This window comes from Sphingomonas sp. QA11 (assembly GCF_028473665.1).
GTDB classification, from domain to species: domain Bacteria; phylum Pseudomonadota; class Alphaproteobacteria; order Sphingomonadales; family Sphingomonadaceae; genus Sphingomonas; species Sphingomonas phytovorans.
This window is the reverse complement of sequence record NZ_CP098774.1, coordinates 286,700-301,681: the sequence shown is the minus strand read 5'-3', so window position 1 is coordinate 301,681 and position 14,982 is coordinate 286,700. Positions and strand designations below refer to the sequence as shown.

Below are 14,982 nucleotides of genomic sequence, written 5' to 3'. Positions count from 1 at the left end.
TAAGCAGTTTAGCGGCAATAATAATTGCACCTTCGCTACAAGACTGAATTATTTAGATAATTTTACACGACGCTCGCGTTGATCCTAGAAATAACACCACATTGGCACTACCGTTTGTTGCGGGGGAATCCCGCCGGCCATATCGCATCGCCCTGCGGGAGAAGACCGATCGTCGCGCCTCTCTCCCGTTTCCCAGGGCCACCCCGGGGCGAAACGGAAAAATGCAACAAAGGAGCGATGACATGAGCATGCCGGGCTTCACCGCGACCAACAGCCTCACGCCAACCGCGGGCGCCTATTATGGCGGCGCCAGCCTGCTCATCGATTCCGACGGAATGGTCGAACCGCAATTCCTCGACTTCATCAGGGAAGCCATCGAATCGATCGGCGATGCCCTGTCCTCCGCCGCACGCGCGGCGATCAGCGGCCTGAGCGACGCGATCAGCAATATGCAGAACGGGCAAGGGCAGCGCGGTTTCGCCTGCAGCTCCTGGATCGGCATGTTCGCGCGATGCAATGGCCGCAGCCCGAACGCCAGCTATGCCGAGATGCTCACGAAATGCATCGAATCGAACAGGACAAGCCCTGACGGCGCGATCAAGTGCAGCACGGTCGTCTCCGCCTTCTACCCGCTGATGCAGAAGGTCTGCTCCGAAGGCGGCAATACCGGCAATATCCTCAACGACGTGTGCAAGGGTACCTGACCCCGTCGCACCCGGCGAGGCACTCGCCGGACGAGACAAGGGGGAGATGAGAAATGAGCTTGCCCGCCCTCCCCGCCGCGTCCCGCCCCCCCCCGGACGACGGCCTCCAGATCGGCGCAGCGGGAAGCTCGCCACCCATGATTCGCGGATGAAACAATGCACGTCATCGCATCGCCCGATGATCCGCGACGCGGTGATGGCAGGAGCATAAGGGCGACATCGGGAAAAGGATCGCCCGGATGAACGGCGATCCGAGCCCGGCGCCCGAGGAGATGACGCTGCAGCGCCTGCTGCACGATGTTGCGCCCGTCGATTTCCTCGCCAGCTACTGGGGCACCAGGCCGCTGCTCATCCGGCGCGGCCAGCCGCTCTTCTACCGGCAGATCTTCTCGCTCGCCGCGGTGGACAATCTGCTTTTCACGGGCCGCCTGCGCCCCGGGGAATATCGCCTCTCCGACAGCGAGGAAGGCGTCGATCTCCAGTTCCGCGGGCGGGACGAGATGAACAAGCCGCCGCCGGTGAACGAATTCTACCGCGCCTTCGAACAGGGCAAGTCGATTGTCATCCACGGCCTGCACAGGCGCCTGCCGGCGATGGCGCTCGTGACGCGGGAGCTGGAACGCGCGCTCGTCTGCCCGGTCACCACCAATGCCTATCTCTCGCCGCCCGACGGCCAGGCCTATCCCAAGCATTACGACACCCACGACTTCTTCATCTTCCAGATCCACGGGGCGAAGCGCTGGCGCCTGTTCGAGCCGGGCAACCGCATCAAGCCGCTGCGCCAGTTGATCGAGCTGGCCGAAAAGGCATTGCCGGCCCTGGGAAGCTGGGACTCCGGGCCGTTCATCGAGGAATTCGATCTTGGCCCCGGCGATCTGCTCTACGTCCCGCGCGGCTTCGGGCATGAAGTGGTGAACCGGGATGAGACCTCGCTGCATCTCACCGTTGCGCTGCACGGCCTGACCTGGCTCGAAGCCGCCGAGCACGCACTGGCCCGCGATGCGCTGGAATCCGACACCCTGCGCGCCGCGATTCCGCTGGTGCTGGCGGAAGACGGGTCGGGCCGCCACGACCTCGCGGCGGCTCCCGACGCCGTGACGCGGATCGGTGCACAGGTCGATCTCGGCCGCGGCGTCGATCTCTGGCGCGGGCGGTACCGCAGCGGCCAGGAGCCGATCCCCGACGGTTACTGGGCAGTGCTCGACCATCTCCCCGCACTGAATGACATGACGATCGTGCGCCGCCGCACCGGCCTTGTCGCGATCGCCGAAACCGTCGGCGACCAGGCAGTGCTCCGCTTCATGGAGGACAATGTGAGACGGCCGCTCGCGACGCTGCCGGCGTTCGAATTCCTCGCCACCGCCGGCGATTTCGCCGTCGGCGCGATCCCCGGCGACGGATCGGCCGACGATCGTGCCGACCTCGCCCGCGAGCTCGTTCGAAAGGGTTTCCTGACGATCCCGCGCCAGCCCGACCGTCCCCGTAAAGACCCGGTCACCGCCACCCCGGCGACCATTCCAGCCACAGCCCATATTTCCGAAGGAGGACAATCCATGACCTATGCCAATCAGGAGGCCGGAACGACTATCGCGCCGATGAGCGCCACCCGCGACGAGGCAAGTCCCGCCGGCCATGCGGATTCGGGCGGCTGCGGCTGCGCCAGTTGCGCCGAGTCAGCCGCCGGACCGGGCTATGTCTATGCGATCGGCCGGATCAATGCCCGCTTCCCCTCGATCGACATCGAGAAGGAACTGGCCCAGGTCGTGCGCTCCGCCGAGACCGTGAACCTGACCGACCGCGAAGTGCTCCACCAGGTGCTGAGCCAGTCGGAGAACGCCTATATCGCCCGCGAGATGTGCTGGGTGTTCAGCGTGGGCGGTGTAGAGACGTTCACGGTCGTGCCGAAATCCGGCATCGAGCTGGCCGAGTTGATCGGCTCGCTCGCTCTTGGCTCGCAGCCCGGCGGGACCAATGTGCTGATCGGCTCGCGGTCCGCCTTGTCGCTGCCGGCCAGCGCCTGTGGCGGGCTCTCCCTGCCCACGGTCCTCGCCAGCAAGATCTATTCGTTCAGCGTCGACGAATTCGTGAAGGCCCTGCCGCTCGACAAGGGCCAGGTCGCCGCCGGCCAGGACCTGCTCAACCGCATCACCCAGCTGATCGACAATGTCGGCGATCTCGACGAGCACCGCGCGGTCAATTACCTCGCGATGCGCTATCCCGCGATCTACAGCCTGGTGATCGACAATTACGGCCGCGACCAGAGCCTGCAGGGCGTCGGCATCAGCCCTGTTTCGACCCGGTCGCAGCGCCGGCTGGTCGACATCACGCTTCGCTTCGTCAGCCGCAAGACCGATGTGCGTGAGCTCTATGCCGCGCGAGTCGACGTCACCGGCATGTTCCCCTTCATGGTCACGCCGCTGCGCCCCGTGTTCGAAAAGGACTGACATGCCTGGCATGGCGGGGAAGCCGGTGTGACGCCCGACCCGTTCGACCTGGCCCAGCTCGATCCCCTCATGACGCGAACGCGCGCGTCCGGGGTGCGCGTCGGGCTGATCGACGGCGCGGTGGAGGGCGGCCATCCGGCGCTCGCCACGGCGCTGATCGAGACGCCCGGTGGCGACGGCGCGGCGCGTTGCATGCGCGCCGACAGCCTCGGCTGCCGGCACGGCACCTTCCTCGCCAGCCTGCTGGTCGGCAATGGCGCGCTGGGGATTCGTGGCATTTGCCCCGATGCGACGCTGGTCAGCCTGCCCGTCTTCGCCGAGCTGCCGGGGCCGGGCGCTATCCCCTCCATCCGGCCGGAGGCGCTGGCAGATGCCATCCACCGGCTGATCGATACAGGTATTCACGTGATCAACCTCAGCGTCGGCATCGCAGCCGGCAGTCCCCGAGCCATTCCCGAGATGCTTGATGCCTGTTCCCGCGCCCGGGCGGCGGGCACGCTGCTGGTCGCCGCATCGGGCAACCAGGCGCGCCTCGGGCCGGTATGGCTGTTCGCTGACGACTGGGTGATCCCGGTCGCCGCCAGCCTGGCGGATGGATCGATCGACCTGCGTTCCAACCTCGGGCCGGGCATCGGCCGTCGCGGCCTCTCCGCCCCTGCCGCCGGGATACGCGGCGCGCTCGCGCCGGACAAAGCGGGCATCATGGGCGGTTCGAGCGTCGCCACGGCGTTCGTCACCGGCACCCTGGCACTGTTACGGTCGCTCTACCCGCGACTTCCAGCGGCGCGCCTCCGGGAGGCACTGCTGCTCGAACCGCGCCGGGCGCGCAGCATCGTGCCGCCACCGCTCGACGCAGCCGCCAGCCTCGCCTGGCTTCAGGCGCGGCATCCGACGGAGCGTTCGGCAGCATGATCGTCTTCCACAGCCTGCCCAAGGCGGCGCGACGTTTCCTCACGATGAAGCTGCTCGGCGAGTTCCGGCGCCGGTACGCCCGTCAATATTACGAGCCGATGCAGCTCTTCACCGCCCAGCCGCCCGGCCGGCTTCCGATCCTGTTCGAGCCGCCGGGCGAGAAATTGTGCCGGTTCGATCTTCAACGATTGCGCAAGGTGGACATTTCCTTCGGCGTGTTCGGGGCCGAGAAGCTTGAGCGGGAAGAGGGTGATTATCTCTTCACCTTCATCCGCCACCCGGTCGACCGCTTCTATTCGACCTATTATTACGGGCGCCACCACCTCGTGGAGGGGCAGTCGGACGTTGGCACCGGCATCGTGCGCTACCGCGACCGCTATCCGGAAATGGTCGAGATGTTCAGTCTCGACATAGAGGCGTTTGTCCGGCGCTTCCTCGATTGCGGCGGGCGGATCAGGTTCGACCGCGACGGCGGCGCCTTCGGGCCGATCGACGAGATGTTCTTCCTGCCGAAAGATCTGGACCGGTACGACATGGTCGGCGTGGTCGAGGCGATGGACAGGTCGCTCGACCTGCTCAACGCCGGGCTCGGCACGCGAATCGTCAACGACAGGAAGGTCAATGCCGGTCCCCAGCGTCCCGGGTCACCCTACGGCGTGGCGGACCTGACCCGCTTCTTCGCCGAGGATATCGCCCTGTTCGAACGCCACCGGACCCTGTTGCAGCCGGCGCGCGCGAAACGCCGGACCTGAAGGTTTGGATTTGCGACCGGCCGGGTTTAGACAAAGCCAGCCCAATCGGAGTTCGCATCAATGAAGACCCAGGCCCTGACCTCCGCGCTGATCCTCCTCGCGCTCGGCGGATGCGAGCAGGCACCGGCGCCGGACAACGCCGTCACCGCCGCGGCATCACCCGCGCCGCCCGCCGAAAAGGATTATTACGCTGATCGAATCAACGCACTGACCGACAAGCAGCGCGACTCCGTGCTGCTCAAGGCGATCAAGGACGCGGGTGGCGAATGTTCGGCGGTAACGGGGTCGTCGGCGCATGCGCCGGTGAAGGGCCGCCATGCCTGGATCGCGCATTGCGCAGCCGACAAGGACCTGCGGGCGCTCGACTGGGTCGTCGTGCTCCAGCCCGGCGGCATGATGAGCATCGTCCGGCCGGGCGCGCTATAAGCGGGCAGCTGCCTGCCTCACGGACCGATTTGCAACCGAAACGATTTCGTCTCCCGTTGCATAAACACCCTTCGGCCATATCGTCCGGCTGTCGCGCCCCTGCCTTGTGCCGCGGGCGGCGCCATGCCGGCGACAGCGTCACCGTCGCCGAATTTCGAACCGGAATTCGAAAACGAGGGGACGATGATGAGATTTTCGATCAAGGGACGTCGGGTCAGCCGGCGTGGCGCGGCCGCCGCGATGGCGACGATCGCCGGGATCGGCCTGCTTGCCGCCTGCACGGTAACGCCGGCAAGACCGTCCGGGCCATCCTATCTCGCCGCCTTCCCCGATTTCGCGCCGGAAGTGACGGCACAATTCCCGGGCGATGTCGACATCGCGCTCAAGAAGAAGCTCGAAGGCGAGAAGAAATTCGCCGAGGTGCAGCGCGAGTTCGATCTCTATTCTTGGCAGATGTTCGTTGCGCTGAACTGGCCGACGGACAATGCAGGCAAGGCAGCACCGAAGATCACCGACACCGGTTTCGGTGCGCCGCGCTGGACGTTGTGGCATAATTCGAGCTCGATCTTCCAGGCCGATGGCGCGACCCCGGCCGCCTGCGGATTGAAGACCGGCGAGCGCACCCTCGTGCTGCGCCGCGACCTGAGCAAGCCGGTCAGCCGCGGCCTCAAGGCCTTTTCCGCCCAGGCCACGGCAAATGCCGATCCGCGCCTGACACGCTTCCTCGGCGTGATCTCGGCAGTGGGCGAACTGAATGCCTCGAACCTCGGCGACATCCAGCAGGCATTCTCGGGACCGCTGATCGATCAGAATGGCGAGTTCGTCTATTATGAGATCGTGATCGACCCGAACGAGGTCGATTATCTCTGCGCGAACCGCCTGTACAACATCAACGGACAGGTCGCCTTCACCCAGGGCGGCGGCAAGGTCGGCATGCCGTTCGGCACGCCGGACAAGGACTGGAGCGGCTCGACCGAGCTGAAGTTCGCCTGGCGAATCCTGAAGGAGGGCAAGGACGATTTCAGCCGCTTCTACACCATGCCCGCCGTGGTGATCGACCAGGGGGCGGACGGTGCCCAGGTCGAGCGCAAGGTGACGGTCGGCATGGTCGGCATGCATATCGGCCACAAGAGCTCAACCTCGCCGCAATGGATCTGGTCGACCTTCGAACAGGTCGACAATCTCGATGTCGATCCGGTCGCCCATCCGAAGCTGAGCCCATCCTTCGTCGACACGAACTGCCCGGGTTGCGCGGTCAACCAGCTCCCGCAGAAGGTTGGTGGCGTTTATCCGCGCATCCCAACCCAGGCATGGCGCGCCATCCCGATTCCCGGTGACAAGGTCGCGCTGAACGCGCAGGCGCAGGCTGCGCTGAAGAAGATGGGCAGCGTCTGGCAATATTATCAGCTGATCGACACCCAGTGGCCGACCGATCCGGGCGCGGCGCCGTCCGCCTGGGACGGCGGCCTGCCCGACGCGGTGACCAACAAGCCCGGCGGACGGCCAACCCCGACCTTCCTCACCAACATCACGATGGAAACCTATTTCCAGAAGGGCAACCAGCCCGCCTGCAAGAGCGAGGAGACGCCGGATTCATTCACCTGCCCGACCGGCGCGGTCGAACCGCCGGTGTGGAACAGCGCGCTGAACAAGCTTGGCAAGCCAGTGAAGCCGGGCATCAACACCCTGTCGTTCATCACCGAAAGCTGCACCGGTTGCCATAGCTCGGCCAATATCTGGACAAGCTATGATCCGGCGACCGGCAAAGGCACTCAATCCGGCCAGCTGGGCGCCGACTTCTCCTGGCTGCTTGCCCAAAAGGCCAGTTATGCCGGCGGGGTTGCCCCGGCGAAATCGGTGGCCGCCAAGCCGAAGCAATAACGGGAGGCGCCGCCATGGACCAGCCATGGCGGCGCTTCCCCTGGCGTCAGAAGGCTGCGGTTACCGACAGCACGACCCTGCTGCCAGCGATCGACGATCCGTCCTTCGTGCTCGAGAAGTTCGGCTGAAGATAGGCCGCCTCCGCCTTGCCGATATTGGTATCCACATAGGCGGCGCCGAGCGTGACCGGCCCCAGCACATAATCGACGCCGAGCAGCCAATCGACATATTTGCCGGTCGGGGCCACGCTGGTGCCGTTCGGGCCAAGGCCGGGATTGCCGTCCGAATAGCCGAGATGCGCCTTCGCGGTGATCGGCGTGCCCGGGACCCCGGCGCTCACATCGCCCCAGAGGTACAGATTGTCCTCGCTCTGCCCGCGGCTCTGCGGCGTGTTGGAGAAATTGCCCAGCGCCTTCTGCTTGGGCGCATAGGCGACACCGGCCAGCAGGTTGACGGGGCCGACCGTGCCGCTGACCTTCACATAGGGCTCGGCGAAGTCGGTCAGGTCGGCGCCGCCCGGATACATGTACCAGGTCAGGCCGACATCGACCGTGGCGCCACCGAACGACCTTTTATACCCCCCAATAAGGTCGAGCTCCATGTTGGAGCCGCCGAACGTGCCCCAGCCGGCGAGGTTCGATCCCCAAACGCCGGCATAGAAACCACTCTCATGCGCGACAGTGATGCCGCCCTGGATGGCCATTTCCTTGTCCGACTGGGATACGCCGCGGAACCTGTAGTCGGTAACGAGCGCGACGCTGCCGGAGACGGTGACGGGTGGCGGCGGCGCGGTGTCCTGCGCGGCGGCAGGCACGGCGACCATGGTGAACATGGCAGCGCTGACGAAATAGAGAGTTTTCATGGGACACCCCTTTTTTGGATAGGGTCCCTACTGCGGCCCGGACCGCCATTTCTCTCATCCTCCTGGGGAATGAGGATCGGAAACGGTCGGTCCGGACACTCCTGCTTTATCTGGCGGCCACCTCGTCTAGGTTGCCGCTTCGTAACGAATCATTGCTCAAGCGGCTAACCCCGCGAACTTGGGGGAAGCCCCGACGACGTCCACCGGATGGCCGGCGGCACGACGGCGGACCAGCCAGTCCTTGAGCAACTCGGCGCACGTATGGTCGATGGTCGACAGCTTCGACACGTCGAGCCGCACCTTCTCCCCTGACGGCAGCCCTTCCAGGGCGTCCGACAGCTTGGGCAGGGTCACAAAGGTCGCGCTGCCCGAAAGCTGCACTGCCCTGCCCCCGTCCTCCGATGCGACCTTCAGGCGCAGGCGGCGGACATGCGGGATCAGTTCGAGCAGCGAGAGCGCGATACCGACCAGCACGCCGGTCAGCAGGTCTTCCACCACGACCAGGATCAGGGTGATGGCCCAGATCGCGGCGGGCAACATGCCGTAGCTGCCGAACAGATGGCGGACATGCGCGATGCCCACCAGACGCCAGCCGGTCACCACCAGCACGGCGCCGAGCGCCGCCATCGGGATCTCACGCAACAGCCACGGCAGCAGCGCGACGAAGCCGAGGATCCAGGTACCGTGAAGGATGGTCGACAGGCGCGTCTTAGCGCCTGCCTGCACGTTGGCCGAGCTGCGCACGATCACGCCGGTCATCGGCAGGGCGCCGGCGAGGCCGCACAGCAGGTTGCCGATGCCCTGGGCACGCAATTCCTTGTTGTAGTTGGTCCGGACGCCATCATGCATCTTGTCGACCGCGGCAGCCGACAGCAGCGTCTCGGCGCTGGCGATGAACGCGATGGCGAGTGCCGCCACCAGGATCGACGGGTCCATCCACTTCTGTAGCAGGTCCGGGCCCGGCAGCGCGATCGCCGAGGCGATAGACTGGGGTACGTTGACCCGGCTCACGTCGAGGCCGAGGCTGAATGCGACCAGCGTACCGGCCAGCACGCCGAGCAGCGCGCCGGGTACCTGCTTCAGGGCCGCGGGGCGGAAGCGCTCCCAGCCAAGCATAGTTAGGATCGTCAGCAGGCCGATCGCGAAGGCACGCTCGACCCCCGAGACGTCGAACGACAGGCCAAGCAGCCGGCCCGGCATCGCCGCAATGTTGGCGAGGCCGCTCGACAGCGGGGTCGCGTCGAACAGCACATGGAACTGGCCGACCACGATCAGCACGCCGATGCCCGCGAGCATGCCGTGCACCACGGCGGGCGAGATCGCGCGGAACCAGCCGCCAAGCTTCGCGATACCGGCGATGACCTGGATAATGCCGGCAAGAATCAGGATCGGGCCAAGCGCAGAGAGGCCCTTGTCGCGCACGAGCTCGAACACGATGACCGCGAGGCCAGCGGCGGGGCCGCTGACCTGAAGGGGCGATCCGGCGAGGAAACCGACCACGACACCGCCGATGATGCCGGTGATCAGGCCTCTTTCGGGCGGCACGCCGGAGGCGACCGCGATGCCCATGCAGAGGGGCATCGCGACGAGGAAAACAACGATCGAGGCCGTGAAGTCACGCGAGATGACGCCGAACGACGGCATCTCAAAACCGGCGATCTTCATTCCGCCGCCTCCAGCGCGTGGGAGCTGGCGGCGAGGCGCTGCGCCGCCACCAGAGCGACCGGAATGGGACGGTCGTCGGCGATGGTGGCGAAACGGCCGGTCTCGCCGTCAAGGGCAAGGATCACGCCCTCGCGGATGTCGACGAACCAGCCGTGCAGCGCCAGTTCGCCACGCGCGATCGCCGAGGCGACCGACGGATGAGTGCGCAGATGCGCGATCTGGGCGACGACATTCTCGAGCGCGGCGGCACGGACACGCTCTGCATCCTCCATGTCGGACGGATAGCAGTCGTTCACCACGGAACATGCGGCGTCGCTGTGGCGCAGCCATGCAGCAACATTGGGCATGCGCTCGAGCCCGGCGGGGTTCATCAGCGCCTTCATCGCGCCGCAATCGGCATGGCCGCACACGATGATGTCGCGCACACCGAGCGCCATCACGGCATATTCGACCGTGGAGGACACGCCGCCATTGTGATTGGAAAAGGGCGGGACGATGTTGCCCGCATTGCGGCAGACGAACAGCTCGCCAGGGCCGGCCTGGAGGATCTGCTCGGGCACCACGCGCGAATCGGCGCAGGATATCATCAGCGCCTTGGGGCTCTGCCCGTCGCTCACGAGCTGCGCGAAGAGCGCGCTATGATTGGGAAACACCTGCTTTTCGAAACTGATGACGCGGCCAATAAGGTCGTTCACTGTTGGACTCCTGATACCGCGTCCAACATTTCGGACGCGGCTTAGGGAGGGTATCTAGGATCGCAGTTTTGCTGCGATGCCGCATGTCTGTAAGGAATTATGTCTGGCGGGTTGGCAGGATGATTTCCGCGCGCAGGCCGCCTTCGCGCCGGTTGGACAGCCTGAGCGCGCCACCCTCATTCTCGATCGCCTTCACCACGATCGACAGCCCCAGCCCGAAACCCACGGTGTCGCGGCGGCGCGCGGTGTCGAGTCGGACGAACGGCTCAAGCACCGCCTCGAGCGATTCCGGCGGGATACCCGGGCCGTCATCGTCAACCCAAATGACGATATGCTCAGCCCGGCCGGTGAGCGTGATCACGACGGCATTGCCATAATGCAAACCGTTCTCGACGAGATTGCCGATCGCCCGCCGCATCGCCGAGGGCCTGATCAGCATGTTCAGATGATCGGGCCCGACATACCGCGCGTCGCGACCGACATCCCAGGCATTGTCGGCGATCGTCGCGCACAGCACAGCCAGGTCGATCAGCACCGGCTTCTCGGCATCCTGTTCCCCGCCGAGAAAAGCGAGGAGGGAGGAGACCATCGCCTCCATCTCGGCGACATCCGCATGGATCGTGTCGCGCAGGTCGGGCTCGACCACACGGTCGGCGCGCAGCCTGAGGCGTGCGAGCGGCGTGCGCAGATCGTGCCCGACCGCCGCCAGCGCCTGGGTGCGATCGACGATCAGCCGGTGAATACGCGCCTGCATGCGATTGAACGCGCCGATCACGCGGCGCACTTCCCCCGGCCCAGCTTCCTGCACCTGAGTCTGGTTCGGGCTGCCGAAGCGATCGGCCGCATCGGCCAGCAGGCGCATTGGCTGCAACGTCCGGCGGATGAGCAATCCGCCCAGCAGCATCGCGGCGATCGCCAGCATCGACGCGATGAGGATCCGGCTCGGCGAGAAATCGAGATTGGCGACCGGCTTCAGCGTCTGGAAATGAAGCCAGCTTCCGTCGGGAAGAGTCACGCCGCCGACAACCACTGAGGAACTGCCGAGCGACACCACGCGAAAGCGGAGGTCGGTGGGCGCGAGAGTCGGCTCCCAGGCGACGACCTCCTTGCGCATGCTGTCGAGCGACGGGGCGAGCGGCGGGGGCGGCGGGCGGCTGCGCTCCCACGCCATCATATAGTGATCGGTCGACAGCTCGGCCGCCATTGCCGGCCGTTCGCCGGCGGGAAGCTCGGCGACCAGGCGGCGGGCGATGACCAAATGCTCGGCCAGTCGCCGCGCCCGGTCACCGCTTAGCGAAAAATGGCTCGCGCGCTCGTAGAAGATGGTGCTCGCGGCGAATTCGACAATGACCACGAGCAGCAGGATCGCGACGACCTGCCCGAGCAGGCCCATCGACGGGCGCACGAAATGCTTCAACTACGGATGACGCCCGTGTTCAGCATATAGCCCACACCGCGAACCGTGACGATCGGCGCCGCTTTATCGCCATGAGTCAGCTTGCGCCGCAGCCGGCTGACCAGCACGTCGACGCTGCGATCCGAGCTGTCGGTCAGCCGGGTGCGCGACAATTCGATCAGCCGCTCGCGCGCGATGACCCGGCCGGCATGATCGAGCAGGCTGGTCAGCAGGTCGAATTCGGCGCCGGTCAGCTCGACCACCGCGCCGGCGGGGGACAGCAGCTCGCGGCGCGGCAGGTTGACCGTCCAGCCGTCGAAGCTGAGCACGCCCTGCTCGCGCTCCCCGCTGCGCCGGTCGAGCGCCCCGCGGCGAAGCACTGCCCGGACTCGCGCCGCGAGTTCGCGCGTGCCGAACGGCTTGGCGAGATAATCGTCAGCGCCGAGCTCAAGCCCGATCACCCGATCGGTCTCGCTGCCCTTCGCGCTGACGAAGATGATCGGCACGTCGCTTGTCTTGCGCAGCTGGCGGCAGAGATCGATCCCGCTGGTGCCCGGGAGCATGATGTCGAGCAGGACCAGATCGACCGGCCCCGCCTTCAGCGCCAGCCACATCTCGGGCGCGGCGGATGCCGGGCGAACGATATAGCCATGCTCCTGCAACGCGCGGGTGGACAGCGTGCGCAGTGCCGGGTCGTCTTCGACCAGCAGGATCGTGGGGGCGACGTCGGGGCTGGGGCGGTTGTTCATTGCTGTCATGTTGCAGTGCGAGGTAGGAAGGTGCTCCGTGAGGGTCAATCGCTTCGATGGCCGTAACGCAGCCAGCAACACTTTGTCACCGACCGGCGCAAGGCCAGCAAAGACCACGCGGCTATAGGGCATACTCGCAATTATTTACGAGGAATAGTCCATGCTTGTCCGTATCGCTTTCACTGCCGCGCTGCTGGGCGCCGCCGCCCCGGCCGTCGCCGCGTCGGATGCGCCGCGTACCGATGGCGCCCGCCAATGCGCCCTGGCCCAGCACGTCGCGCCGCACGGCAAGGGTATCACCACCCCGATCGTCAAGTGCGACGCGAAGGCGCCCGAGATCGCCCGCAACGACCAGCCCGCCAAGGCCCCCGTCGCGCGCAACTAAAGTTCTCGTCTCTAACCCTGTCCTACTACCGCCACGTCGGACCCGCTTTCGGCGTGGCGGACCTTTTTCGGGCTAGCGGCGCCGGAAACGCGCCTCATCCTCGGCGCCCGCGATCAGCGACTGGGCCCGGCCGATCGCCACCTTGACGTCGTCCCCATGCTTCGCGGCCCCGGCCTGGCGGTACAGATCGATCGCCCCCGGATAATCCCCGCGTTCCTCGGTGCACAGCCCCATGTTGAAGAGGAGCGCGTGCTGGCCAGGCTGCTCGCGAGCGATCGACGCCCAGCCGGCACAGGCGCCCGGGCCATCGGTCTTGGTCTGCCGTAGCACTGCCTTGAACTGCTCAGCCAAGTGTTTCGACAGGCCGGTGCGATCCTCCCGATACCGGACCTTGTAGGTCTCGCCTTTCGGCGCGATATCGCCGCGCGTCTCCCCGGCGATATCGTCGATCATGCTCGCAATCGTGGCTTCGGCACTGCGCGAAGGGCTTTCGCCGGGACACCAGCTTATCGTCTCGCTGCGGGGCTTGGTCGAACTATAGACGATCGCGCCGTCTCGCGTGCGCACGATGCGCAGCGACGCGGTCAGGCTCGTCGTGCGCTCCATGCACGGGACCGGCACGTCTTCATGTCTGGTGCATTTGCCGTCGCCTTTTTTCCCCGGCTCCGGCTCTGCACGCTCGACGCAGCGGTTGCGCGTGAGTTGCACCCTGTGCTCCTCCCAGTCCGACGTTGCCGATCCGCTCAGCACGCCGTCAGCCCGGGTGCCGGGATCGCCGAGCAGCATGAAATGAGGTCCGCTCCCGTTCCGGGCCTCGGCGAGCGCATCGCCGATCGCGTTGGAGAGTTGCGCGCCATCGCGGCCGCGGAACTGGTCGATCGCCAGCCGCTGCAGATAACTCGCCTCGCGGTTCCGCGCGGGAAAATGTCCGCTGATCGTGATGGTCTCGGCAAAGGCGGTGCCGGCCGCGACGACCGCAAGCCCCGCGGCCACACGCGCAGCCTGCCGGCAGATGATGAAACTGGCCATGATTCCCTCCCCGGGGCCGATCGAATCGACCATACGGCGTCTACCCGGCGCCCGCACGCACCGCGCACAAACGACGAGGCCCCGCCGGTTCGTCGACGGGGCCTCCTTTAACTATCGAGAGATTGATCCCCGCCGATCAGCGGCAACGGACGTCGCTGTTCTTCTGGTCGATCGACTTGCCGGCCAGCGCGCCCAGCGCACCGCCGATCAGCGTGCCCGCTGCCCGGTTATGGCCACCATCGATGATGTTGCCGAGGATGCCGCCACCGATGGCACCGACGATCAGGCCGGTCGTGCCGTCATTGCGCTTGCAATAATAGCGCCCGTCGGAACCGCGATAGACCTGGTCGTTCGACGACAGGCGACGCTCCGTATAGCGGGGATCGTCGCGATAATCGCGCGAGGCGTCATAGTCGGTCGCGAATCGGCGATCATCCTCGCGCGTCACGACCTGGCCGCCATAGCCGTCACGGCCGTTCTGATAGCCGTCACGGCCGTTTTGATACCCGTCACGGCCGTTCGGATACCCGCCCCGGTCGTTGTTGCGCATCCAGCGCAGCGAACGGCTCAGATCGTCAAGCCGGCCGAGGATCATGTCGCGGCGATCGGGTGTCATGCGGCCACGGTTCAGATCCATGCGAATGCTGTTGAGCTGATATTGCGCGCGGCGTGCCTCGCCCCGGTCGAGGCTGCGATCCGCCACGCCGCGATCGATGCGCTGCTGCAGGAAGGTGATCCGCTCGCGCGGGCCGGCGGGCGCACCGCGCCAGAATGAATCGCGGTCCCAACCTGAACTGCCATTGCCGCGCCAATCCTGCGGCTGCTGGGCAGAAAGCGGTGCGCAACCGATCGCGGCCAGCGCCAGCGCGCTGCACAGGGTGATCATCTTCATATTCTGCTCCTGAGGTTACATCGTTTTTGATACGATTGCGTACCGAAACCCCTCATGAACGAATAAGTGCCATTCCGGCCGCATTATTCGACGAATATCAGCCGACCGTCCCGATTAACGCCACGAACCGCAAGCCAGGCCACCCTTTCCACACGCTTCCGAAACGAAATCGGGCTTTGAAAATCCCGCT

General features: G+C 65.8%; 14 protein-coding genes. 7 read left to right on the top strand and 7 right to left on the bottom strand.

Features of this window, described 5'->3' with window-relative positions; genetic code table 11:
* Positions 1 to 242 precede the first annotated feature (242 nt).
* The 6 genes from NDN01_RS01515 (at position 243) to NDN01_RS01490 (ending at position 7,119) form a co-directional block, all read left to right on the top strand.
* On the top strand, positions 243 to 704 hold the full coding sequence (locus NDN01_RS01515; protein WP_272625377.1) for a hypothetical protein: 462 nt from the start codon (positions 243 to 245) through the stop codon (positions 702 to 704).
* 239 nt (positions 705 to 943) lie between these two features.
* Positions 944 to 3,148 (top strand): JmjC domain-containing protein, encoded by a 2,205-nt coding sequence (locus NDN01_RS01510; RefSeq protein WP_272625376.1) that lies wholly within the window; start codon positions 944 to 946, stop codon positions 3,146 to 3,148.
* Positions 3,149 to 3,175: 27 nt separating this feature from the next.
* The gene (locus tag NDN01_RS01505; protein ID WP_272625375.1) at positions 3,176 to 4,060 is read left to right on the top strand and encodes a S8 family peptidase; all 885 of its coding nucleotides are present in this window, start codon (positions 3,176 to 3,178) and stop codon (positions 4,058 to 4,060) included.
* The gene (locus NDN01_RS01500) at positions 4,057 to 4,812 is read left to right on the top strand and encodes a hypothetical protein (protein ID WP_272625374.1); all 756 of its coding nucleotides are present in this window, start codon (positions 4,057 to 4,059) and stop codon (positions 4,810 to 4,812) included. The genes NDN01_RS01505 and NDN01_RS01500 overlap by 4 nt, the downstream gene beginning before the upstream one ends.
* A gap of 60 nt (positions 4,813 to 4,872) precedes the next feature.
* A complete protein-coding gene (locus NDN01_RS01495; protein ID WP_272625373.1) occupies positions 4,873 to 5,238 on the top strand; it encodes a hypothetical protein in 366 nt (121 codons plus the stop codon).
* 183 nt (positions 5,239 to 5,421) lie between these two features.
* Positions 5,422 to 7,119 carry a hypothetical protein gene (locus NDN01_RS01490; protein ID WP_272625372.1) on the top strand — a complete coding sequence of 566 codons (1,698 nt, stop codon included), beginning with the start codon at positions 5,422 to 5,424 and terminating at the stop codon, positions 7,117 to 7,119.
* Positions 7,120 to 7,165: 46 nt separating this feature from the next.
* On the opposite strand, the gene NDN01_RS01485 is transcribed toward NDN01_RS01490, so the two are convergent.
* The 5 genes from NDN01_RS01485 to NDN01_RS01465 form a co-directional block, all read right to left on the bottom strand.
* Positions 7,166 to 7,981: a TorF family putative porin gene (locus NDN01_RS01485; protein ID WP_272625371.1), complete on the bottom strand. Its 816-nt coding sequence runs from the start codon at positions 7,979 to 7,981 to the stop codon at positions 7,166 to 7,168.
* A gap of 156 nt (positions 7,982 to 8,137) precedes the next feature.
* Positions 8,138 to 9,646: a SulP family inorganic anion transporter gene (locus tag NDN01_RS01480; RefSeq protein ID WP_272625370.1), complete on the bottom strand. Its 1,509-nt coding sequence runs from the start codon at positions 9,644 to 9,646 to the stop codon at positions 8,138 to 8,140.
* On the bottom strand, positions 9,643 to 10,341 hold the full coding sequence (locus tag NDN01_RS01475) for a carbonic anhydrase (RefSeq protein ID WP_272625369.1): 699 nt from the start codon (positions 10,339 to 10,341) through the stop codon (positions 9,643 to 9,645). The genes NDN01_RS01480 and NDN01_RS01475 overlap by 4 nt, the downstream gene beginning before the upstream one ends.
* A 97-nt stretch (positions 10,342 to 10,438) precedes the next feature.
* On the bottom strand, positions 10,439 to 11,758 hold the full coding sequence (locus NDN01_RS01470) for an ATP-binding protein (protein ID WP_272625368.1): 1,320 nt from the start codon (positions 11,756 to 11,758) through the stop codon (positions 10,439 to 10,441).
* Positions 11,755 to 12,486, bottom strand: coding sequence for a response regulator (locus NDN01_RS01465; protein ID WP_272625367.1), 732 nt, complete (start codon positions 12,484 to 12,486; stop codon positions 11,755 to 11,757). The genes NDN01_RS01470 and NDN01_RS01465 overlap by 4 nt, the downstream gene beginning before the upstream one ends.
* A 160-nt stretch (positions 12,487 to 12,646) precedes the next feature.
* Between NDN01_RS01465 and NDN01_RS01460 the strand changes: the two genes are divergently transcribed.
* Positions 12,647 to 12,871, top strand: coding sequence for a hypothetical protein (locus NDN01_RS01460; protein ID WP_272625366.1), 225 nt, complete (start codon positions 12,647 to 12,649; stop codon positions 12,869 to 12,871).
* A 72-nt stretch (positions 12,872 to 12,943) separates the two neighbouring features.
* On the opposite strand, the gene NDN01_RS01455 is transcribed toward NDN01_RS01460, so the two are convergent.
* Together NDN01_RS01455 and NDN01_RS25930 are read right to left on the bottom strand one after the other, a co-directional pair.
* Complete coding sequence (locus tag NDN01_RS01455) at positions 12,944 to 13,900, bottom strand: hypothetical protein (protein ID WP_272625365.1); 957 nt, start codon at positions 13,898 to 13,900, stop codon at positions 12,944 to 12,946.
* A gap of 136 nt (positions 13,901 to 14,036) precedes the next feature.
* A complete protein-coding gene (locus tag NDN01_RS25930) occupies positions 14,037 to 14,792 on the bottom strand; it encodes a glycine zipper 2TM domain-containing protein (protein ID WP_443025184.1) in 756 nt (251 codons plus the stop codon).
* Positions 14,793 to 14,982 lie beyond the last annotated feature (190 nt).